Below are 19,818 nucleotides of genomic sequence, written 5' to 3'. Positions count from 1 at the left end.
GAGTGAAATTTTCTGACACTTCAGTACAGCTATGACCGCCATACAACCTTTATTTTCCGAGCTAGAACCTATGCCTAAAGCATCAGCAGATGCCCCAATTGGTATTTTTGATTCGGGAATTGGAGGGATGTCAGTTGCAGCAGAAATTGCCAAATATTTACCAAATGAACGTATTGTGTATTATGCCGATACTGCCTATGTTCCTTATGGTCCTCGTTCTGATGAAGAAATCAGAGAACTCACGGCTCGTGCTGTTGATTGGCTATATCGTCAAGGTTGTAAAATTGCAGTCGTAGCCTGCAATACGGCTTCCGCATTTAGCCTTGATCATTTGCGTGAGCATTATGGTGAACACTTTCCAATTGTTGGATTGGTTCCAGCATTAAAACCTGCTGTATTACAGACTCGCTCTAAAGTGGTTGCTGTGTTGGCCACACCTGCTACTTTTCGCGGCCAGCTTATTAAAGATGTAGTCGAGAAGTTTGCTATTCCGGCTGGCGTTAAGGTGATGACTTTAACTAGCCTTGAACTTGTTCCCTGTGTCGAGGCAGGCCAGCAAATGGGTGAGGCATGTTTAAAGGCATTAAAAGAAGTTTTACAACCCGCTGCTGAGCAAGGTGCCGACTATTTAGTGCTCGGTTGCACGCATTATCCTTTCTTAAATCAAGCAATTCATCATCTTTTTGATAACCAATTCACACTGGTTGATTCTGGATTGGCAGTTGCCCGACAAACAGCCCGTATTTTAATAAAAAATGAGTTATTATGTGACCAAATAGGTCAGAATGTTGCACGTATTGAATGTTATGTCAGCGGTAATAATGCTGAGGCACTGCAACCTGTTTTACAACATTTGATTCCACAAGAGTTAACTTGGACACTTCATAATCTGAACTGATCTTTTAGCATCATTTAGAAACTAGTGTTTTTTAGATTTATTATTTTATTTGGGGCGGTTCATGATCTTGGCTGATATTAAGTCACGGACAGATCATGGGGCGAAAGGGTATTGTTATGCTCGATACACGCTATCAGATTTTTATTTCAACATCCGGCCGCGATATGCAGCCAGAGCGGATGGTTCTGTCTCAAACCTTGGTAGGGATGGGTTTCTTTGCTTGGGGATTAGAACAACGAACACCCCTAACCACTACGCTTGCACGTCGACAAATTGATGAATGTGATTATGTAATCCTGCTTTTAGGCAGCCAGTATGGAGAGCAGTCGATTTCTGGTGTGAGTTATTTATCTTTAGAATATGAATATGCGTTAAGTCAGGCTAAACCCATTATTGTGTTCATGCATGAGCAGCCCGAAAGTCGTGAAATACATTTACAAGAAACACATCCACAGCTTAAAGATAAATTTCTCGCATTTAGAAAAAAATTATTACTTGATGTGAATCATATTTTTTACTTTAAAACTCCACGTGAACTAGAGTTGGCTGTTCGTTTAAATATGCCTTTAATGGTTGAACAGCATATAGGACAAGGTTGGGTTCCTGCTCATCAGGCTCATCACTTAGAAGATGAAATTAAGCTATTAAAAAGTAAAATTTTACAGTTAGAACAGCAATTAACAGAGTCATCAACTCAAGTAAATGAAGTTGCTCCTCAAGATGTTTTTGCATTTGAATATCAAATTCAAGCATTTCAGGATGGCAATTTTAAAGAGCTGAAACGACAACGACAAATGACTTGGTCGCAGTTGTTAAGTATATTGGCAAAGCAGTTTGAAAGAGCGACACCAGAAGAGAATTTTGGGACATGTTTAAATGAATATTTAAATCAGGCTGGCCTAGAAGATGCTCGTCAGGAGTTACCTCGTGCTCATGCTGTCGCCTGCGCTCAGATTAACCATAAGGCATTGTTTCGGATAAAAAAGCAAATGCAGTCACAGGGCTGGATTGTTCCAACTCAGAATGAACAATCCTATAGCTTATGGAAAGTCACAGCTAAAGCTCAAAAGTTATTACTTAGCTATAAATGGAGCCATCGGGGCATTCGATTAAAAGCTTAGAGCGATTCAATTTATATATGACAATAAAAGCTGTTACATTAGTGACATAAGATGAATTGAAAGGCATTTACACATGTCGTTTGAACAAAAACCGAAAGTTACTGTCATTTTAGCGAATTTAGGTACACCGGATGAGGCCACTGTTCCTGCGGTTCGCCGTTTTCTAAAGCAGTTTTTATCTGATTCACGTGTAATTGAAATACCGAAATTCATTTGGTGGATTATTTTAAATCTGTTTGTTTTACCTTTTCGCCCAAAAAGGGTAGCACATGCCTATGCTTCGGTATGGTCAAAAGATTCGCCCATGCGTGAAATTGTGTTTGAGCAAACTCAACGTATTCAGGCTTATTTGCAGCGAGAAAATAATCAGTTTGATTTAACCGTGATACCGGCGATGACCTATGGTAATCCGGGTATTGATGCAGTTTTAGAAAAACTGGCCGCTAACCCGCAAGAGCATGTCATTCTATTGCCTTTATTTCCTCAATATTCAGCCACTTCTACAGCACCGCTATACGATGCATTTGCCAAGTGGATTCCAGCCCAGCGAAACTTGCCGGGTCTAACAATTATTAAAGACTACTATCAGCATCCAATGTTTATTCAGGCATTGGCAGAAAGTGTTTTAGCTTACCAAGAGCAACATGGGAAACCTGAAAAACTGTTGATGTCATTTCATGGTATTCCACAGCCTTATGCAGACAAAGGCGACCCGTATGCAGACCGTTGTCGCATCACAGCAAAGTTAGTCGCTGAAGCCTTACATTTGAAAGATGATGAATGGGCGATTAGCTTTCAGTCACGTTTTGGAAAACAAGAGTGGGTTAAACCTTATACAGATCAGCTTTTACAAGATTGGGCGAAGCAAGGTGTTAAGTCAGTACAGGTATTAAGCCCAGCTTTTTCTGCTGATTGCTTGGAAACACTTGAAGAGTTGGCCATACAAAATGCTGAGTTGTTTCAACAAGCTGGTGGTGGCAGCTATGCTTATATTCCTGCTTTAAATAGCGATCAAGCTCATATTGATTTGCTTGCAGGGTTAGTTCAGGCTAATCTTGATGCCCTTACTTATACCTTAGCCCACCGTTAATTGCGTTTTAGCCAGAGGTTCTTATGCTGCAAGTCAAAATTGTTCCAGTTACTGCATTTGCTCAAAACTGTTCCCTTGTTTGGGACAGTGAAACGAAAGAAGCAGTTTTGATTGATGCGGGTGGTGATGCTGCTGTTTTGAAAAAAGAAGTTGAAGCCTTAGGTCTAAAAGTGAAGGCTCTGTGGCTAACTCATGGGCATTTAGATCATGCAGGAGCAGTAGGCGAGCTTGCCAAAGAATGGAGCGTTCCTGTTATTGGTCCACACAAAGAAGATCAGTTCTGGCTAGACATGATTCAAGAAGTATCAGCACGTTATGGCTTTCCAATTCCACAACCTGTCAAAGTCGATCAATGGCTTGAAGGTGGTGAAGTACTAAAACTGGGCGAAGATGAATTTGAAGTACGCTTTGCACCGGGGCATACGCCAGGTCATGTGGTTTTCTATAATAAAAACCATGGCTTACTTTGGACAGGCGATGTTCTGTTTAAAGGTTCGATTGGGCGAACAGACTTCCCACGTGGTAACCATGATCAGTTGATTGAATCGATTCAACGTGAATGCTTTAGTTTGCCAGATGATACTCAGTTTATTTCTGGGCATGGTCCAATGAGTACCATTGGCTATGAAAAACAATTTAACCCGTTTGTCGCGGGTAAAGCTGGTTAATCCTCATAATCATCTTCATTTTGACTACCCTTGTTATGCTGAGGCGCATCTTGGGTAGGCAGTCTATATTCATCATTTGCCCACGCACCTAAATCAATTAATTTACAGCGTTCAGAGCAAAATGGACGAAATTCGTTACCTTCCCAAACACTTGGTTCACCACAACGTGGGCAGGGAAATGTACGTGGCATAAAGCGATATCCTCAAAGTGAAGAGAAATAGATTAGGCAAAAGTCAGGTGACTTGTTAGACTTATGCCGATTTTTATTTAGTTTGATGTGATTATGCCGATTCGTCAATTTCAAGCACAACGTATGCAAGCGCCTCGCGATTTTACCCCAATTGAAAATACCCCAATTTGTGTAGAAATTGGAGCGGGCAAGGGTAAACATGCTTTGCTTTTTAGCGGGCAACAGCCGCAGCACACATTGTATGCAATTGAACGAACCCGAGAAAAATTCTTGGCAATGCAAAAACAGCACGGTCTGGAACCAAGAGATAATTTAATTCCTGTACATGCAGATGCTTTACCGTGGGTGGTACATGCACTACATCCTGCTCAAGTTGAACATTTCTTTATTCTCTATCCAAACCCAGAACCCCATAATCCAGCACAGCGCTGGTTGAATATGCCATTTTTTGAGTTCTTAATCTCACGCCTGCAAACAGGTGGAACTATTACTTTGGCAAGTAATATTCCTGAATATATTGAAGAAGCTGAACAACAATTAATTAATGTCTGGAAGCTGCCTTACCAAAAAGAAAAAATTGCTCAAACATCTGCACGTACTCACTTTGAAATTAAGTATTTAGAACGTGGAGAACTTTGCCAACAGCTTGTGATCACTAAACCTGAAGGTTATAGCACACGTTTTGATGAGTTTGCCCCATTACAAGGTCAAGTGCATGGCGAATAAGCGGGTTGCCATTATTGGTGCGGGTCCGGCTGGTTTAATGGCAGCTGAGGTGCTGAGCCAGTATGCTTATGATATTGATGTATACGAGCAAAAACCTTCAGCTGCACGTAAGTTTCTGATGGCAGGTAAAACGGGGTTAAACATCTCGCATGCTGAACCATTAGTGCAGTTTATTGAGCGCTATGACCATGCAGAATGGCTCAAACCGTGGGTTGAAAAATGGGATGCAGTCTGGATTCAAAACTGGATGAAAAATCTTGGAATTGAATCTTACGTTGGTACTTCAGGACGTATTTTTCCTGTCGAAATGAAAGCGGCTCCTTTACTGCGTGCTTGGCTAAAACACTTGGCAGAACAGCAAGTTAAATTCTTTTATCGACATCGTTGTATTAATTTACAAGATACAACGGTGACTTTAGAAAACCAAAATAATCAAAGCACTGAAACCTTTACCCAGCAATACGATGCGGTCGTGTTGGCTTGTGGGGCTGTATCTTGGTCACAATTAGGTAGTGATGGTGCATGGCAGCAATGGATGGATCAATCCAATATTGAGCCTTTCCAGCCAAGTAATGCTGGTGTACTTCACACTTGGTCAGCTTTTATGGAAAGTTGTTTTGGTGAGCCTTTAAAACGTATCAATGCGTGGGTTGATCCTAGTCAGATTACACATGGCGATATTGTGATTACTCACTATGGTTTAGAAAGTGGTGTTATTTATAAACTTGGACGTGCTTTACGAGAGCAGCAAAAACAAGGGCAAAGCTTAAATTTGTTTTTAGATTTATTGCCTGATGTAGAGCTTACACCGTTAGTTAAAAAATTACAGGTTAGTAAAAAACAATCGCTCACCAATATCTGGCGTAAAGCAGGCTTAGACACGGCCAAGATTAACTTAATTCGAGAAGTTGTTGATAAAGAACTATGGAACCAACCAGAGGCTATGGCTCAGCGAATCAAAGCGCTTCAAATTAAGTTAGAGGGCTTTAGACCAATTGAAGAAGCGATTAGCTGTGCTGGTGGTGTTAAGCAGAATGCACTAACTGAAAGCTTAGAGCTTAAACAAACTTCAGGTGTATTCTGTTGTGGTGAAATGCTGGATTGGGATGCTCCTACAGGTGGATATTTACTTACAGCATGCTTTGCTACAGGGCGAGCGGCTGGTGAAGGCGTGCATTCATTCTTAGAGAAATAACAGGATAATTTGATGCTATGTTTGATAGGTGAAAAGTGTTATTTTTGAGCGATCAATAATAATAGGATTTACGAGCACATGTCTCAAGCTTCAACAGTTTATCAAGGAAGTTGTTTATGCCAGGGTATTCGCTATGAAATTAAGGGCGATATCGGAGATATTATTCAGTGTCACTGTCAAAGATGCCGAAAAGCTAATGGAACAGCATTTGCAACGAATGCTCCTATCAACAGTACAGATTTTAAAATTACCCAAGGTGAAGACCTAGTCAAAAAATTTGCTGTGAACGGTGTGTACCGCTGGTTTTGTAGCGAATGTGGTTCACCGCTTATTAGTTCTCGTGATGCGCAGCCTGAATTATATCGCTTAAGAATTGGCACACTTGATACACCATTAGACCAAAAACCGACTATGCATATTTTTGCTGCTTCTAAGGCAGAATGGGAAAGTATTTGTGACGATTTACCACAATTTGCTGAACGCCCATGATTTTAAAAAGTATGTTTAAATCAAATTCAAGATGATCTAATATACTTAAAACAGGGAGATGGCATTCCTCCCTTGAAAAACCGCCATATTGGCTAATGATGCCTACGTTACCCTCATGTATTTATATCGCTGGGTACGTAGGTTATTGCGTACTCTGCTTATTCTTGGAGTACGCTGTGTCATATTTCCCTTCATTATTTTTTGCTCTTTTAGCGTCTATCTAAAGGGGTGGTCCTATGTATTACTCTCTACTTTCAATTGCTTTAGGCTCAGTTCTAGGGGCGTGGTTGCGTTGGTTTTTAGGTTTAAAACTCAACCCGATTTACCCGCAGATTCCACTGGGTACTGTCACTGTTAATTTGGTCGGTGGTTTTATTATTGGTTTTGCAATTGCCTATTTTGCTCAAAGTGATTTAAGTCCGAACTATAAGCTTTTTGTGATTACTGGTTTCTGTGGTGCTTTAACTACCTTTTCAACGTTCTCGATTGAGATCGTCACTTTATTACAAAGTGGTAAGTTGGGAATGGCGATGTTGGGGATCTCCATCCATTTAATTGGATCATTAATTTTTACGTGTTTGGGGTTAGCGACTTATCATTGGGTAGCGGGGCATTGAGTTTTTATATTTAAGAATTGACCATGATTTCAAGTTGTGAGAGCTCATCGAAGTTGAGTGTTGGGTAGGATTTTCACGACGGAGTCTTATCGTTGAGTTATCTAATGGAAGCAGCTAATTAAGTTACTTTGGTTTTGCCCAAAGTAACCAAAGGCATCTGTCATTCGCAGAACCTGTTCACTGAATCCATTTATCTTATGCTTTGCAAAAACGATCTTTTATTGACACCACGCAGGCTGCGAATGACGTTATCGCGTATCGAATGTAAGGGGCTAATAAAATAATTAAGAAAAATAAGGCATTTACTATCGTGACAGACGGCATGGATGCCGTCGTTTCGCTGTGCTACATGGATGTAGCATCAGCGCAACAAAGGATTTTTGTTACTTTTCATCCTTGAAAAGTAAGCTTAGCCTATACAATCCATCATTTGGATATCACTTCCATTTAAGGCAATCCTCATAATAAAAATTAAGTCGTTTCTATTATTTATTTAAATCTATTACTTTTCAGTTAAAGCTTGACCTTCAAACTTCACACCATCCCAACCATTTTGCATAAACTGACGAATATTTTGATGATCAGTTCCTTCTGGTGTAGCCAATACAGATGCGTAGTGTTCTGCAAATAAACTTAAAGTTTGTGCTTGGTCTAACCCTTGTAACTTGGCAAAAGAGAAAACTTTTGCACTGCCTTGATTTTCAGTAGCAGCGTTTTGCTGTGCACCATTTTGAAAAGCTGTTGGAGTATGTTGGTAACGTGCTTCAATATGAGCTAAAACGTCTGAAAATTTTGCTGTGCCTGCTTGTAATTGGGCAAGTAACTCTTGTGCCATTATCTTAAACTTCCTAACAAATGAGGGCTTAAGCATAGCATCGAATAGGCGCTTTGGAAGCTTGGCAATTATAAAAATTGAGGGGTTATTGAAAAAAAACAGAAGAGTTTTTAGACAACTTGTGGATAAGTTTTCTTTTATACACAGTTTAGAAATGATGAAAAAATACACATAAAAAAAGAAGCCTAAGTGGAGGAGATAGTCTTAGGCTTCCAATGTTTTAAGTGTATTGGTCAAATCTTAACGCAAGATTAACTCTTACGATTAAAGCGAGCGAAACGTTTATTGAAGCTTGCTACACGGCCTTCGTTACTTGCTTGACGTACTTCACCTGTGTAGAAAGGGTGTGAGGCACTTGAAATATCAAGAGTGACATAAGGGTAGACTTTCCCTTGATATTCTTTGGTTTGTTTAGACTGAAGAGTACTACCAATTAAGAAGTACACGTCTGCATTGGTGTCATGAAATAACACTTGTTGATAAGCAGGATGAATATCTTTACGCATGAGAGATTGTCCTAAATTATTTTTGATTAAAGAAATGTTATAACATAACAATTAAAAAGTCAATGTACCCCATAAAGGGCTACATTGATCAGTAAATTAAGTTAGTTAGAAGGCGGTACAAGCTCTTCAAATAGATCGTTTAGATTGTCATGAACTTTTAAGTGAATCAGGTTCCAGTAATGCCCTGAAATGGTTCTGTTGACCATTAAAGTATCTGGTGAGGGTTTAAAGACATCCCAATACTTCAAAGATTTTTTCACAAGTAACATGCCATCATGGTGTGATGAGTTTTCGGCGAAATCATAAGTAGTGGTAAGCGGACGTAATAATACTTCAATCCAGAGTTTATATAGATCACTCGGGAATTTGCCTTTTTCAGCAAGTGAATGTAGTTCAAATAATTCTGTTTCGATCAAATCGATATTTTCATGGCGAGCTGCATTTACTAAGCGTTTAAAGTGCTGCACGATTTCATTTGAAAGCGTTTTAACACTGCCATAGTCATAAATAATGACACTGCCATCTTGGCGGAAAGCAAAGTTACCTGGATGAGGGTCACAGTGAAAACGTTTTAAAAAGAACATTTCCTGACCTAAAGCACGAATCAAGCGGCGTCCAATGGTATTTCGAATTTCGATAGGCCAAGCGCTAGCAGTTTCAATACTGTCACCTTGTTCGAGACTCAAGGTTAAAATACGTCTTGAAGAGTAATCTTTATAAACAGTCGGGATGATAATTTTGTCATCTAATTGGCTATGGAATGTTTTGAAAACTTCAAGGTTTTGAGCCTCGATTTCATAGTTAAGCTCTGCTGACAGACTATCTTGAATCTCTGCAAAAAGCTGATCTTGCAACTTTTTATCAATTTTAAGTACACCCATTAAGCGAAGTGCCAAACGTACTTGTTTTAAGTCACTTTCACAGGCCTCATCAACACCAGGATATTGAACTTTCACTACAACTTGTTCACCACTAGGTAGAGTAGCTTTATGAACTTGACCAATTGAAGCAGCTGCAAAAGGTTCTTGATCAAAAGATTTAAAGGCAACATTCAGCGGTTTGCCAAGCTCGCGTTCAACTTGTTGCTGAATAGCAGCAAAGGGCATAGGGGGAGCTTGGCGCTGCAACTTAGAAATCGCTTTAGCAACTTCGGGTGGGAAGATATCTTTATATTGCGATGCAATTTGGCCGACTTTCATGACGGCACCTTTCATTTCGCCTAAGGTGTCGGCAATTTGCAAACCAATATCCTGAAATAACTTGGTTTTTGAAGCCAGCTTTTGCTCTTCATCTGCGGTCAAGTTTCGAATCGAGTTAGAAACGGTTTTCGTTGCAATGCTCGCGGTCATTCCTGCAAGTTTCATAAATCGTTTGCCGGGTGAACTTGCATTCTTTGCCATATCTTCGATACCTCATTGACTACAACATAATATTGCCTAGTTTTGATCATAGGTGACAAAGCTTAAAAAGCCTATATGAAATTGTTTATCTCATGTAAGAAATTTTTCGAAAAACAAAATGTTATTTTTATAGTAAAAAAAATGAAAAGCTTGTGAAAATCCATTTCATAAACAAAGCTTTAATATCTATAAAGTGCCTGTTTTTTTGGTGGTAATGTGAATAACAGGTTAAATAAAAATAGAGATAACAAAAGTTATGACAAGTTTAAGTTCGGCCCATGGGCGGTCTCAGGCGGTTCCTTTATCTGTGTTTGAGCAGTCAAAAGATGCGCATATTATTCGTTCTGATGAAGAAGCAATTGAGCTTGCCAAACAACTTGCTCAAGAGTTTGCACAAGAAGCATCTGAGCGAGACAGAGAGCGCCGTTTACCTCTAAACGAAATTCAACAGTTCTCACAAAGTGGCTTATGGGCTATTACGGTTCCCAAGCAATTTGGTGGTGCACAAGTCAAATATCGAACCTTGGCTGAGGTCATCAAAACAATTGCGAGTGTTGATCCATCTCTTGCACAGCTTCCCCAAAATCACTTGGCTTTTATTGAACATTTACGCCTTGATGCAGGCCCAGAACAACAACAATTTTTCTTTAACTTAGTGTTGAGGGGGATTCGTTTCGGAAATGCCTTTTCAGAAAAGCATAGCAAAACGGTGGCTGACCTCACTACCACATTAAAAAAGACAGAGCACGGTTATGAAATTAATGGCAAGAAGTTTTTTGCAACAGGCGCATTGCTTGCACATTGGGTTCCCATTGTCGCTGTAAATGAACAGGGGCAGCCTTATGCAGCGCTAGTTCCTCGGGAGACTTCAGGGGTTAATATTATTAATGACTGGTCCGGTTTTGGGCAACGAACCACGGCCAGTGGAACCGTTGAACTTAATCAGGTTGCAGTACGTGAAGAATATCTAATCCCGATTTATCAGGCTTTCGAACGCCCTACACCGGCAGGTGCAATTTCACAATTTATTCAAGCTGCTGTGGATGCTGGTATTGCACGTGGTGCAATTGAAGAAACAATTCACTATGTCAAAAATCATAGTCGTGCATGGGTCGACTCAGGTTTGGAAAAAGCCAGCGATGACCCTTACACAATTGCAAATATTGGTGATTTAAAAATTAAGCTGCGTGCAGCAGAAGCGGTATTAGATTTAGCAGGAGATGCGATCGATCAGGCGATTGCCGAAACGACAGAAGAGCATGTAAACCAAGCGACATTACTGGTTGCTGAAGCAAAAGTACTCACTACAGAAGTTGCGATTTTAGCAGCGAATAAGCTTTTTGAATTGTCGGGAACACGATCGACCTTGTCTGAGCTTAATTTGGACCGCCATTGGCGTAATGCTCGCACTCATACCTTGCATGATCCTGTGCGTTGGAAATATCACATTGTCGGTAATTACTACCTCAATGGCATCCATCCACCTCGTCATGCATGGAGCTAAAGTGAATAAAAAATAAGATTAGGAGAAAAAAGATGACGATTACCCAAATTGAATTAGAAGAACTGTCTGTTGGCGCTGATTATGAAAAGGTCGCAAGTAGATTTCGCCCAGTTTTTGAAAAAATTGCCCAAGGTGCAATTCAGCGAGAAAAAGAACGAATCTTGCCTTTTGAACCGATTCAGTGGTTAAAAGAACTCAAGTTAGGTGCGGTACGTGTTCCGGTTAAATATGGTGGAGATGGGGTGTCATTACCGCAACTTTTCCAGCTTTTAGCAGAGTTAGCACAAGCAGACTCGAATATTGTGCAAGCTTTGCGTGGACACTTCGCTTTTGTTGAAGACCGCTTAGTTGCCCATAAAGAGCACTCACAAGAGGTTTGGTTTCAGCGTTTTGTACAAGGTGATTTAGTTGGGAATGCATGGACCGAAGTTGGAAATGTGCAAATCGGTGATGTCGTTACACGAGTAACCAAAGATGCTTCGGGCAACTTGGTAGTGAATGGTGAAAAGTACTATTCAACGGGAAGTATCTTTGCTGACTGGATCGATTTATTTGCTTACGATGAAGTAAATGACCGCCATGTGATTGCTGCTATTTATCGCCATGAAACAGGCGTGAGTGTGATTGATGATTGGGATGGCTTTGGTCAAAAGACGACGGGTAGCGGTACTTTAAAAGTACATCAGGTTCACTTGCCGGCTTCGCACCTTATTCCATTTGACCAGCGTTTTAAATATCAAACTGCTTTTTATCAAGTCGTCCATCTTGCAACTTTAACGGGTATTGCACATGCGGCAGTAGAAACTTTTAGTCAGGAGATTCGTGAGAGAAAACGTATTTTTAGTCATGGTAATGGAGACATTGTTCGTCATGACCCACAAGTTTTACAGGTGGTGGGTAAAGCCTCTGCTCAAGCTTACGGAAGTCTAGCAATTACGATTAAAACAGCTGAAGCATTGCAGAAGGCTTATGAAAGTCACTTTAGTGAGTTAGAGGTGAAAGAACATCAGTTTAATGTAGATGCAGAGCTTGAGTCGGCGCAAGGACAGGTGGTGATTTCTAATTTGGTACTCGATTTAACCAGCCAATTATTTAATGCTTTGGGCGCGTCAGCAAGTAGTCAGGTCAAACAACTCGACCGTTTCTGGCGTAATGCTCGAACGGTGTCTTCACATAATCCGCTCATCTATAAAGAAAAGGTGATTGGAGATTGGGAAGTAAACCGTACCGATTTGCCCTTTGTCTGGCAAATTGGAGCAAGCCCGCGAGCCAAGTCTGCATAAAATAAAAAAGCCGATGAATAATCGGCTTTTTTATTAGGTTTTGCTTAAATGTTTGGTATTTAAATAAAGCCTTGAAAGTAATAAAACACAAGCAATGCTTAAACCAATAATTAAGCCTAACCATACGCCAGCTACACCCCAATGGGTATAACGTGCTAAATAAAGTCCGATAGGAAAAGCAATCACCCAATATGCCATGAGTGTAATCCACATCGGTGCTTGCGTATCTTGCATCCCTCTTAAACAGCCTGCGGCACTCACTTGCAATGCATCCATCAGCTGATAACCCATTGCAAACCAGAGTAAATACATGGCAACAGGAACTACATCTATATCTTGAGTATAAACCGAGACAATTTGTTCACGACCTAGAGCAATAAAAGACATGGTCAATAAGGCAAAAAATATTGCCGTGCTTAGACCAATCTTTTGGACTTGGTACATCGAAGCCCAGTTCTTTTCACCATAATAGGTTCCCACACGAATGGTCAGGGCAATCGCAAGTGAAAGCGGGATCATAAACAGCACAGAGGTAACTGAAATTGCAACTTGATGCGCTGCAATAAAGACTTCACCTAGTGGGCTAAGTACCAATGCACCTGTACTAAAAATACTGACTTCAAAGAACACGGCTAAACCGATGGGTAGGCCAAGCTGTAAGATTCTTTTTACCCAAGTCAGGTTAATTTTATCGAATCTGCTAAAAATAGACGTGTTACGGTAAGCCGAAGCTTTATAAATATAGCCAGCTAAAGTAATTAGCATGAGCCACTGTAAAATGGAGGTTGCAAAACCACAGCCTGCGCTACCTAATGCAGGTATTGGCCCTAATCCATGCATAAAAATCATGTTTAAAGGGATTAAAACCACTAAGGCCAGTAAGCTAATGACCGTTACAGGACGTGGATGGCCTAAAGCCTCAGAATAACCGCGTAGGGCTGCGTACATGGTCACAGCTGGCATACCTAAACCAATCGCATGTAAGAACAAACTTGCTTTAGGCTGTAGGCTCTCCGGTACGCCAAACACATGCAAGAAAAATGGCATAAGCTGCAAAATGAGCATAGCCATTACACCTAAAATGAGGGCGACCCATAAGGATTGACGGACAATGACAGGAATTTGTTCTGTATTTCTTGCGCCCTTTGCTTCAGCGACCAAAGGTGTAGTTGCAATCATAATGCCACTGAACAGGAGCATGACTGGGATCCATAAGCCCACACCTACCGCAATTGCTGCTAAATCGGTTGCAGATAAATGCCCAGCCATAATAGTGTCAATTAACCCAAATCCCGCTTGAGCAAACTGGGTAATTAAAATCGGTAGCATTAAGTGGAAGAGTTGTTTTAATTCAGACCGAAAAGATGTGACATTCGACACAAAAGGTACTCTTTTTAAATATAAAAATGAAGCTAACGTTGCAAAGTGAGTAACACACCGACAAAGATGATCACGCCACCAAGAAACCGTTGCCATGTAACAGGTGTCTTTTCTGTACCTAACCAGCCAAAATGGTCAAGCAACATTGAAATGAGCAATTGCCCAAAAACGACTAGCCCTGTAAAGGTTAAAAAACCAAGTTTAGGTGCAGTATAAATGCTCATGCTAATTGCATAAACCCCAAGGAATCCTCCTGTCCAAAGAAGCCATGGAATATTTGTTATTTCACTTAAAGAGGGCTTTTCGGCACTTTGGAAAAAAACCATAACGGCTAAAACAATAGTACCTATGAAAAATGATAATAAAGCTGCCTGCAACGGTGAGTGTAGTTGCTCGCGCAGTTGAGCATTGATTGCAGTTTGAAAAGCCATGGCAACACCGATTCCCATAGCTAGAGGTAAGATCAGGAAAAGTTGACTAGAGAATTTCATCATTTTTATCAATATTTAAGTATGTTTAAAAACAGTCTAAAGCAATTAAGGTATGTTTTCATAAGCCCATTGATGCAGTCATGTTAAAATAGAAATATTGTGTAAATTGGACCTGCTCCTTGGCCGTATTAAACCCTGCTTCTGTTCCTTTATCTTTATATATCCATATGCCTTGGTGCGTGCGTAAATGTCCATATTGTGACTTTAACTCGCATGCCGTACCAGATGGAGCGCTTTCGGCAGAACTCGAGCAAACCTATTTAAAAGCATTGGTGGCCGACTTTGAAACTCAAGTTGAGATGGCTCAGGGACGTTCAATTCATAGTGTATTTATTGGTGGTGGAACGCCTTCACTTATTTCTGCTAAAGGCTATGCGTGGCTGTTTGAACAGCTTAAGTCATTACTCAAATTTGAAGATGGCTGTGAAATCACCCTAGAAGCAAATCCCGGAACACTAGAACATGACCCGTTTGCAGGCTATTTAGACGCAGGTATTAATCGTTTATCGATTGGTGTGCAAACTTTCAATACAGAGCACTTGCAAAAACTGGGGCGTATTCATTCAGCCAACAATGCTATGGATGCAATAGAGCAGGCACGACAAGCAGGCTTTAAGCGAGTTAATGTCGATTTAATGCATGGCCTACCTGAGCAAACGCTAGAGCAAGCACTTTATGATTTAAAGATGGCTGTAGAGCATGGCGCGACACATATCAGTTGGTATCAACTGACTATTGAGCCAAACACAGTATTCTTCCGTACGCAGCCCGTTTTACCTCAAGATGAAGTGCTAGAAGATATTCAAGAGCAGGGTGAGGCTTATCTAAAAGCCAATGGTTTTATAAATTATGAAGTGTCAGCTTGGCGTAAAGAGCAGCCTTCAGCTCATAATTTAAATTATTGGGAATTTGGTGATTACCTTGCGATTGGTGCAGGGGCACATGGCAAAGTCACACAACCAGATGGTGTGTACCGTTTCCAAAAAACTCGCTTACCGAAAGACTATTTGGCTAAGGTTCCAGCCGAACATTTGCAAATGAAAAAGATTGAGGCAGAAGAGTTACCTTTTGAGTTCATGATGAATGCTTTACGTCTAAATGATGGCGTAAAAGCTGAGTTATATGAGCAGCGCACAGGTTTAAGCCTAGATCACTTAAATGAAGTACTCACTTCACTACGAGCTAGAAAGCTATTGGTCGATGATCATTGTCGTTTGGCTTGTACTGAGCAGGGACATATTTTCTTAAATTCGGTACTAGAAGAGTTCTTATAAAGAAGCAAATTAAAAAGCCGCACATTGAGATGCGGCTTTTTGATTTTAGCGAGTGGTATAGCCGCCGTTTGCAAAAATAGTCTGTCCTGTAATCCACCAACCATCAGTTACCAAAAAGCGAACTAGAGGTTCAATATCTTCAATTTTGGTGAGTCCACCTAAAGCTGAAGCTGATTTATGGTAAGCCACTGCTTCGGCAGATTCCTGACCATAAAAGAAAGGTGTATCCATAGGCCCAGGTGCAACAGCAGTCACAGAAATCTGACGATCACCAAATTCTTTTGATGCAGCACGTGTGTAATGCTCAACAGGTGCTTTTAAACCTTCATAGGTTGAATAGAGTCCAGTGTAGGCTGCAAGAAGAGAAGTCACGATTGAACAAATCTTGCCGCCGTCATTTAAATGACGCCCTGCCGATTGAATAAAGAAATAGGCAATTTTTGAGTTGATATCGCTCATGCTATCAAACTCTTGTTCTGTGGTATCTAAAAAAGATTTCTTTAAAACCTTTCCAACTGTATTAATGGCAATATCAATTCCGCCAAAATGCTGCTTAGTGTCTAAGAATAGCTTTTCGATATTATCAATATCCGTTAGGTCTGCCTGAATTAAAACGGCATCTACACCGAATGCTCTTACATCTGCGAGCGTCTGTTCAGCATCTGCTTGAGTTTCAGCGCTATTGTAGTGAATCGCGATTTTGGCGCCTTGTTCTGCAAATTTACGGCTAATCAGTCCACCTAAGTTTTTTGCACCGCCTGTAATCAATACAACTTTATCTTTAAGAGTATGAGTTGTCATGATGGTTGTTCCTATGCTGACTTGTTTTAATGTGTTTTTAGTCTAGATTGGCGGTAATTTTTGATCAATTATGCTAGTTTGGTTTAACTATTCAAAAAATACGAACAATTAAATGGATCGGTTGCAGCAATTTTTTATTTTTACAGAAGTCGCTAAACGACAAAGCTTTAGTGAAGTGGCGAATCAGCTTGATTTGCCTCGTTCGACAGTGACGAGCGCAATTCAACAGCTAGAAACTCACTATGGAGTACGCTTATTTCATCGTACTACGCGTAAAGTAAGCCTTACCCAAGATGGACAACGAATATTACCTGAGTGTCAAAATCTATTATTTGATTATGAACAGCTCGAACAGCTTATACAGGCACAAAAGCAGCATTATCGTGGCACGCTAAAAATTTCAATGCCCAGCCGAATCGTGCATCAAGTGATTATTCCTGAACTGCCCGATTTTTATAGCCGCTATCCAGATATCCATTTACAAATTCATAGCTCTGATGACATCACTGACTTAATCGAGAAAGGAATCGATTGTGTTGTTCGGGTGGGGCAGCTAGATAATAGTAGTTTAATTGCGAAGTTCGTTGGAAACTTGATTATGGTGAACTGTGCAAGTGCTGACTATTTAGAACAGTACGGTATTCCTGAACAATTAGAAGATCTATCTCAACACAAACTCATTAACTATGCAGGAGCCGTAGGAGAAAAACAGGGCGTATTTTTATATCAAGATGGAACTGTGATGATGGATAGTGCTTTAAGCGTGAATAATACGGAAGCCTATATTGCAGCGGCTATTGCAGGTTTGGGAATTATTCAACTTCCATACTACGATGTTCAGGATAAAATCGAGCAGGGAACTTTAGTTGAAGTACTAAGCGCCTATACTGCTCAATCACTTCCACTTAATATTTTATATCCGAACCGGAGTTATATTCCTAAACGTTTGGAAATCTTTATGGAATGGGCTAGGGATGTTCTGTACAAGAAGTGCATCGTCATCTTTTAGTCATAAAACTAAAATACATTAGCAATAAAAAAGCCTCTCGAACTGAGAGGCTTTTTAGAATTTGGTGGGTCGTCCGCGACTCGAACGCGGGACCAACGGATTAAAAGTCCGCTGCTCTACCAACTGAGCTAACGACCCAAATAGGTTCAAAACAGATAAGTGGTGGGTCGTCCGCGACTCGAACGCGGGACCAACGGATTAAAAGTCCGCTGCTCTACCAACTGAGCTAACGACCCTGAACAAACATTCAAATATCATTTGAATGTGAAGTGCAAGATAACTAAAAGTTTTCTAACACCACCTTTGTTTTGATGTCGCGTATTTTAGCAAGTTATTCAACTAACACAAGAGGAAATTTAAAAACATTTGCATGATTGCCTATAAAAAGCACGATTTCCTCTTGTTTAGCTAAAAAATGAACTAAAAACGGTATTTATATGCCTGAATGTTGTCAAAAATTTCAGTTGTGATGTCACAGTAACTGCTTGCACCAGGTAATAAAGCAAGTAAACGTTCAGAAGTTTTGCTTGGATTAAACGCATCTTCCTTCAATTTATTCTTTTGGTACTTAAAAGTACCTGTAGTTTCAACTTTAGCTTGTATACGTAAAAACACTGGTACCGCATAAGCAGGTAAGCATTTTTTAAATACAGTCACCATTTCTGTTAAGTCAGTGTCATTTAATTCAGCACCATCAGCAAGCGTGATTGCTGCCATACCTGCACGACCATTGGTATTTGGAATTTCTACACCATAAACGACAGCTTCAGCGATCTTGTCATATTCACACACCATGTTTTCAACTTCGGTGGTAGATACATTTTCGCCTTTCCAGCGGAAGGTATCACCTAAGCGGTCAACAAACTGGGCATGACGGAAACCAATATTACGAACAAGATCACCTGTGTTGAAATATGAGTCACCTTTTTTGAAGACATCTTGCATAATCACAGATTTATTCTTTTCTGGGTCGGTATAGCCATCAAATGGAGAGCGACTGGTAATTTTTCCTACCAATAAACCGACTTCACCTGCTTTAACTTTTTTACCCCAGCCATTTTTATCGCGTACAGGCTCATTCTTTTCTTTATCAAATTGAATGACTGCATACGGCATAGGGGAGAAGCCTACCGTATTATCAAAGTTGAAAATATTACTAAAGCCGACATTGCCTTCACTTGAAGCATAAAGCTCTAGAACTTCTTGAACACCAAAACGCTGTTTGAACTTATCCCAGATGTTTGGACGCATGCCGTTACCAATCATTTTGGTTACACGGTGAGCACGGTCAAGTTCTGTAGTTGGAGCATCCATTAAGTAACGGCAAAGTTCACCTACATAACCGATTGCAGACGCATTAAACTTCTGAACATCTTTCCAGAATGCACTGGTTGAATATTTACGTCGAATAGCAAGCGTAGAACTTCCTGCAATCACCCCACACCAACAAACCACCACACCTGTTGCATGGTACAGCGGCAAAGTAACATACATCACATCATCTGGGCCAAGGTTTAAAATGTGGCCGTAAGTGCCGTAGGCAAGTGTCCAGCGGCTATGTTTAAAAATAACTGCTTTTGGTAAACCTGTTGTACCCGAAGTATAAATATAAAACAGACCATCATTACCATGAACAGAATGTGTGGTTGATGGATTGAATTTCGGGAATTGATCAATTTCTATTGCAAGATTGGCATAACCTTGAGGTGCTGTTCCTGCATCTTGACGAGTAGCCTGATCTGCAAACCAGTGGAAACGGTCTTTAGGAACGTTTAAGTCTTGACGAATTTCATCAATTGCAGCATGAACTTCTTCGCCCGCAATGACTGCAATTGGTTTTACAAGATTGATACTATGAGCGAGAACTTTACCGACTTGAGATGTATTTACAAGCGCAATCGTTACCCCAATTTTAGCTAAGCCCACAATACTGGCAATAAGCTCAGAACGGTTCTCAACCATTACGGCAATCACATCACCTTTACGTGCGCCGAGAGATAAATAATAGTGAGAAATCTGGTTAGCCCATTCATTTAAAGCTTCGTATGAGTAACTTTGATCTTCAAATAATAAAGCAATACCTTTCGGATTTCGCTTAACAGCTTTCTCAAAAGCTACACCTAATCCAGTTGGTGTATTTGCTGTTCTTAAATAAGCCTGTTTAAGACCATTCAGGATATGGGGTACTTTGGGAATGAAGCTAGGAAGTCTAGTGGCAACATCCCCAAGTGTAATGATATCGGTCTGTGTTGTCTGGCTCATATCAATCCTATTTATTTTTCGATCAATCCAAAAAAGGTTGCGTTGGCAAAAGTACAGTATTTTTCATGGTTCACCATG

General features: G+C 40.4%; 20 protein-coding genes, 2 tRNA genes and 1 riboswitch. Of the genes, 12 read left to right on the top strand and 10 right to left on the bottom strand.

Going from position 1 to position 19,818, the window contains the following annotated elements; genetic code table 11:
* Nucleotides 1–31: 31 nt before the first annotated feature.
* The 4 genes from murI to J690_RS09225 all read left to right on the top strand — a co-directional run bounded on the left by murI (nt 32) and on the right by J690_RS09225 (nt 3,777).
* Nucleotides 32–898 (top strand): glutamate racemase, encoded by an 867-nt coding sequence (murI, locus tag J690_RS09240; protein ID WP_017481978.1) that lies wholly within the window; start codon nt 32–34, stop codon nt 896–898.
* Nucleotides 899–1,014: 116 nt separating this feature from the next.
* Entirely contained in the window at nt 1,015–2,019 is a 1,005-nt protein-coding gene (locus J690_RS09235; protein ID WP_032035413.1) for a DUF4062 domain-containing protein, read from the top strand.
* Nucleotides 2,020–2,092: 73 nt separating this feature from the next.
* Nucleotides 2,093–3,109 carry a ferrochelatase gene (gene hemH, locus J690_RS09230; RefSeq protein ID WP_032035412.1) on the top strand — a complete coding sequence of 339 codons (1,017 nt, stop codon included), beginning with the start codon at nt 2,093–2,095 and terminating at the stop codon, nt 3,107–3,109.
* A 23-nt stretch (nt 3,110–3,132) separates the two neighbouring features.
* Nucleotides 3,133–3,777 carry an MBL fold metallo-hydrolase gene (locus tag J690_RS09225; protein WP_032035411.1) on the top strand — a complete coding sequence of 215 codons (645 nt, stop codon included), beginning with the start codon at nt 3,133–3,135 and terminating at the stop codon, nt 3,775–3,777.
* Here the strand turns inward: J690_RS09225 and J690_RS09220 are convergent.
* Complete coding sequence (locus J690_RS09220; protein WP_002114956.1) at nt 3,774–3,968, bottom strand: DNA gyrase inhibitor YacG; 195 nt, start codon at nt 3,966–3,968, stop codon at nt 3,774–3,776. The genes J690_RS09225 and J690_RS09220 overlap by 4 nt on opposite strands.
* A gap of 87 nt (nt 3,969–4,055) precedes the next feature.
* On the opposite strand from J690_RS09220, the gene J690_RS09215 reads away from it, so the two are divergent.
* The 4 genes from J690_RS09215 (at nt 4,056) to crcB (ending at nt 6,995) form a co-directional block, all read left to right on the top strand.
* Nucleotides 4,056–4,694, top strand: coding sequence for a class I SAM-dependent methyltransferase (locus J690_RS09215; RefSeq protein WP_078220089.1), 639 nt, complete (start codon nt 4,056–4,058; stop codon nt 4,692–4,694).
* The gene (locus tag J690_RS09210; RefSeq protein ID WP_032035409.1) at nt 4,684–5,889 is read left to right on the top strand and encodes a TIGR03862 family flavoprotein; all 1,206 of its coding nucleotides are present in this window, start codon (nt 4,684–4,686) and stop codon (nt 5,887–5,889) included. Before J690_RS09215 ends, J690_RS09210 begins: the two co-directional genes overlap by 11 nt.
* 78 nt (nt 5,890–5,967) lie before the next feature.
* Nucleotides 5,968–6,378: a GFA family protein gene (locus J690_RS09205; protein WP_032035408.1), complete on the top strand. Its 411-nt coding sequence runs from the start codon at nt 5,968–5,970 to the stop codon at nt 6,376–6,378.
* Nucleotides 6,379–6,423: 45 nt separating this feature from the next.
* Nucleotides 6,424–6,490: riboswitch (Fluoride riboswitch) on the top strand.
* Between the two features lie 124 nt (nt 6,491–6,614).
* Complete coding sequence (gene crcB / locus J690_RS09200; RefSeq protein WP_005065982.1) at nt 6,615–6,995, top strand: fluoride efflux transporter CrcB; 381 nt, start codon at nt 6,615–6,617, stop codon at nt 6,993–6,995.
* A gap of 502 nt (nt 6,996–7,497) precedes the next feature.
* Here the strand turns inward: crcB and J690_RS09195 are convergent.
* The 3 genes from J690_RS09195 to J690_RS09185 form a co-directional block, all read right to left on the bottom strand.
* Nucleotides 7,498–7,830: a HopJ type III effector protein gene (locus tag J690_RS09195; RefSeq protein WP_017398759.1), complete on the bottom strand. Its 333-nt coding sequence runs from the start codon at nt 7,828–7,830 to the stop codon at nt 7,498–7,500.
* Between the two features lie 251 nt (nt 7,831–8,081).
* The gene (locus J690_RS09190) at nt 8,082–8,336 is read right to left on the bottom strand and encodes a type B 50S ribosomal protein L31 (protein ID WP_002114896.1); all 255 of its coding nucleotides are present in this window, start codon (nt 8,334–8,336) and stop codon (nt 8,082–8,084) included.
* 101 nt (nt 8,337–8,437) lie between these two features.
* Nucleotides 8,438–9,736, bottom strand: a complete 1,299-nt coding sequence (locus tag J690_RS09185; protein ID WP_032035407.1) for an ABC1 kinase family protein — start codon at nt 9,734–9,736, stop codon at nt 8,438–8,440.
* A 256-nt stretch (nt 9,737–9,992) separates the two neighbouring features.
* On the opposite strand from J690_RS09185, the gene J690_RS09180 reads away from it, so the two are divergent.
* Together J690_RS09180 and J690_RS09175 are read left to right on the top strand one after the other, a co-directional pair.
* Nucleotides 9,993–11,240 (top strand): SfnB family sulfur acquisition oxidoreductase, encoded by a 1,248-nt coding sequence (locus tag J690_RS09180; RefSeq protein ID WP_032035406.1) that lies wholly within the window; start codon nt 9,993–9,995, stop codon nt 11,238–11,240.
* Between the two features lie 32 nt (nt 11,241–11,272).
* Nucleotides 11,273–12,523: an acyl-CoA dehydrogenase family protein gene (locus J690_RS09175; protein WP_002115020.1), complete on the top strand. Its 1,251-nt coding sequence runs from the start codon at nt 11,273–11,275 to the stop codon at nt 12,521–12,523.
* Nucleotides 12,524–12,556: 33 nt separating this feature from the next.
* On the opposite strand, the gene abeM is transcribed toward J690_RS09175, so the two are convergent.
* Nucleotides 12,557–13,903, bottom strand: coding sequence for a multidrug efflux MATE transporter AbeM (abeM, locus tag J690_RS09170; RefSeq protein WP_032035405.1), 1,347 nt, complete (start codon nt 13,901–13,903; stop codon nt 12,557–12,559).
* 32 nt (nt 13,904–13,935) lie between these two features.
* Nucleotides 13,936–14,397 carry a DMT family transporter gene (locus tag J690_RS09165; RefSeq protein WP_031946700.1) on the bottom strand — a complete coding sequence of 154 codons (462 nt, stop codon included), beginning with the start codon at nt 14,395–14,397 and terminating at the stop codon, nt 13,936–13,938.
* A 116-nt stretch (nt 14,398–14,513) separates the two neighbouring features.
* Between J690_RS09165 and hemW the strand changes: the two genes are divergently transcribed.
* Nucleotides 14,514–15,668, top strand: a complete 1,155-nt coding sequence (gene hemW / locus J690_RS09160; protein WP_032035404.1) for a radical SAM family heme chaperone HemW — start codon at nt 14,514–14,516, stop codon at nt 15,666–15,668.
* A gap of 45 nt (nt 15,669–15,713) precedes the next feature.
* Here the strand turns inward: hemW and J690_RS09155 are convergent, their stop codons facing one another.
* A complete protein-coding gene (locus J690_RS09155; RefSeq protein ID WP_032035403.1) occupies nt 15,714–16,469 on the bottom strand; it encodes an SDR family oxidoreductase in 756 nt (251 codons plus the stop codon).
* 112 nt (nt 16,470–16,581) lie between these two features.
* Here J690_RS09155 and J690_RS09150 point away from each other — a divergent pair, with 112 nt between their 5' ends.
* A complete protein-coding gene (locus tag J690_RS09150) occupies nt 16,582–17,478 on the top strand; it encodes a LysR family transcriptional regulator (protein ID WP_032035402.1) in 897 nt (298 codons plus the stop codon).
* A gap of 62 nt (nt 17,479–17,540) precedes the next feature.
* On the opposite strand, the gene J690_RS09145 is transcribed toward J690_RS09150, so the two are convergent.
* The 3 genes from J690_RS09145 to J690_RS09135 all read right to left on the bottom strand — a co-directional run bounded on the left by J690_RS09145 (nt 17,541) and on the right by J690_RS09135 (nt 19,740).
* Nucleotides 17,541–17,616, bottom strand: a tRNA-Lys gene (locus J690_RS09145).
* Nucleotides 17,617–17,638: 22 nt separating this feature from the next.
* Nucleotides 17,639–17,714, bottom strand: a tRNA-Lys gene (locus J690_RS09140).
* Nucleotides 17,715–17,898: 184 nt separating this feature from the next.
* Nucleotides 17,899–19,740, bottom strand: coding sequence for a long-chain-acyl-CoA synthetase (locus tag J690_RS09135; protein WP_032035401.1), 1,842 nt, complete (start codon nt 19,738–19,740; stop codon nt 17,899–17,901).
* Between the last annotated feature and the right edge of the window lie 78 nt (nt 19,741–19,818).

The organism is Acinetobacter sp. 742879 (assembly GCF_000588535.1).
GTDB lineage: Bacteria > Pseudomonadota > Gammaproteobacteria > Pseudomonadales > Moraxellaceae > Acinetobacter > Acinetobacter pittii.
Note: the sequence above shows the minus strand (reverse complement) of the source record. Positions and strands in the feature narration are given on the sequence as shown.

Bases quoted from the DNA above. Each gene is read 5' to 3' on its own strand.
- J690_RS09205 (WP_032035408.1), top strand. From the start codon at position 5,968: ATGTCTCAAGCTTCAACAGTTTATCAAGGAAGTTGTTTATGCCAGGGT.
- J690_RS09235 (WP_032035413.1), top strand. From the start codon at position 1,015: ATGCTCGATACACGCTATCAGATTTTTATTTCAACATCCGGCCGCGAT.
- murI (WP_017481978.1), top strand. From the start codon at position 32: ATGACCGCCATACAACCTTTATTTTCCGAGCTAGAACCTATGCCTAAA.
- J690_RS09195 (WP_017398759.1), bottom strand. From the start codon at position 7,830: ATGGCACAAGAGTTACTTGCCCAATTACAAGCAGGCACAGCAAAATTT.
- J690_RS09190 (WP_002114896.1), bottom strand. From the start codon at position 8,336: ATGCGTAAAGATATTCATCCTGCTTATCAACAAGTGTTATTTCATGAC.
- hemH (WP_032035412.1), top strand. From the start codon at position 2,093: ATGTCGTTTGAACAAAAACCGAAAGTTACTGTCATTTTAGCGAATTTA.
- J690_RS09165 (WP_031946700.1), bottom strand. From the start codon at position 14,397: ATGATGAAATTCTCTAGTCAACTTTTCCTGATCTTACCTCTAGCTATG.
- J690_RS09210 (WP_032035409.1), top strand. From the start codon at position 4,684: ATGGCGAATAAGCGGGTTGCCATTATTGGTGCGGGTCCGGCTGGTTTA.
- J690_RS09175 (WP_002115020.1), top strand. From the start codon at position 11,273: ATGACGATTACCCAAATTGAATTAGAAGAACTGTCTGTTGGCGCTGAT.
- J690_RS09180 (WP_032035406.1), top strand. From the start codon at position 9,993: ATGACAAGTTTAAGTTCGGCCCATGGGCGGTCTCAGGCGGTTCCTTTA.
- J690_RS09135 (WP_032035401.1), bottom strand. From the start codon at position 19,740: ATGAGCCAGACAACACAGACCGATATCATTACACTTGGGGATGTTGCC.
- J690_RS09150 (WP_032035402.1), top strand. From the start codon at position 16,582: ATGGATCGGTTGCAGCAATTTTTTATTTTTACAGAAGTCGCTAAACGA.
- J690_RS09225 (WP_032035411.1), top strand. From the start codon at position 3,133: ATGCTGCAAGTCAAAATTGTTCCAGTTACTGCATTTGCTCAAAACTGT.
- crcB (WP_005065982.1), top strand. From the start codon at position 6,615: ATGTATTACTCTCTACTTTCAATTGCTTTAGGCTCAGTTCTAGGGGCG.
- J690_RS09220 (WP_002114956.1), bottom strand. From the start codon at position 3,968: ATGCCACGTACATTTCCCTGCCCACGTTGTGGTGAACCAAGTGTTTGG.
- J690_RS09155 (WP_032035403.1), bottom strand. From the start codon at position 16,469: ATGACAACTCATACTCTTAAAGATAAAGTTGTATTGATTACAGGCGGT.
- J690_RS09185 (WP_032035407.1), bottom strand. From the start codon at position 9,736: ATGGCAAAGAATGCAAGTTCACCCGGCAAACGATTTATGAAACTTGCA.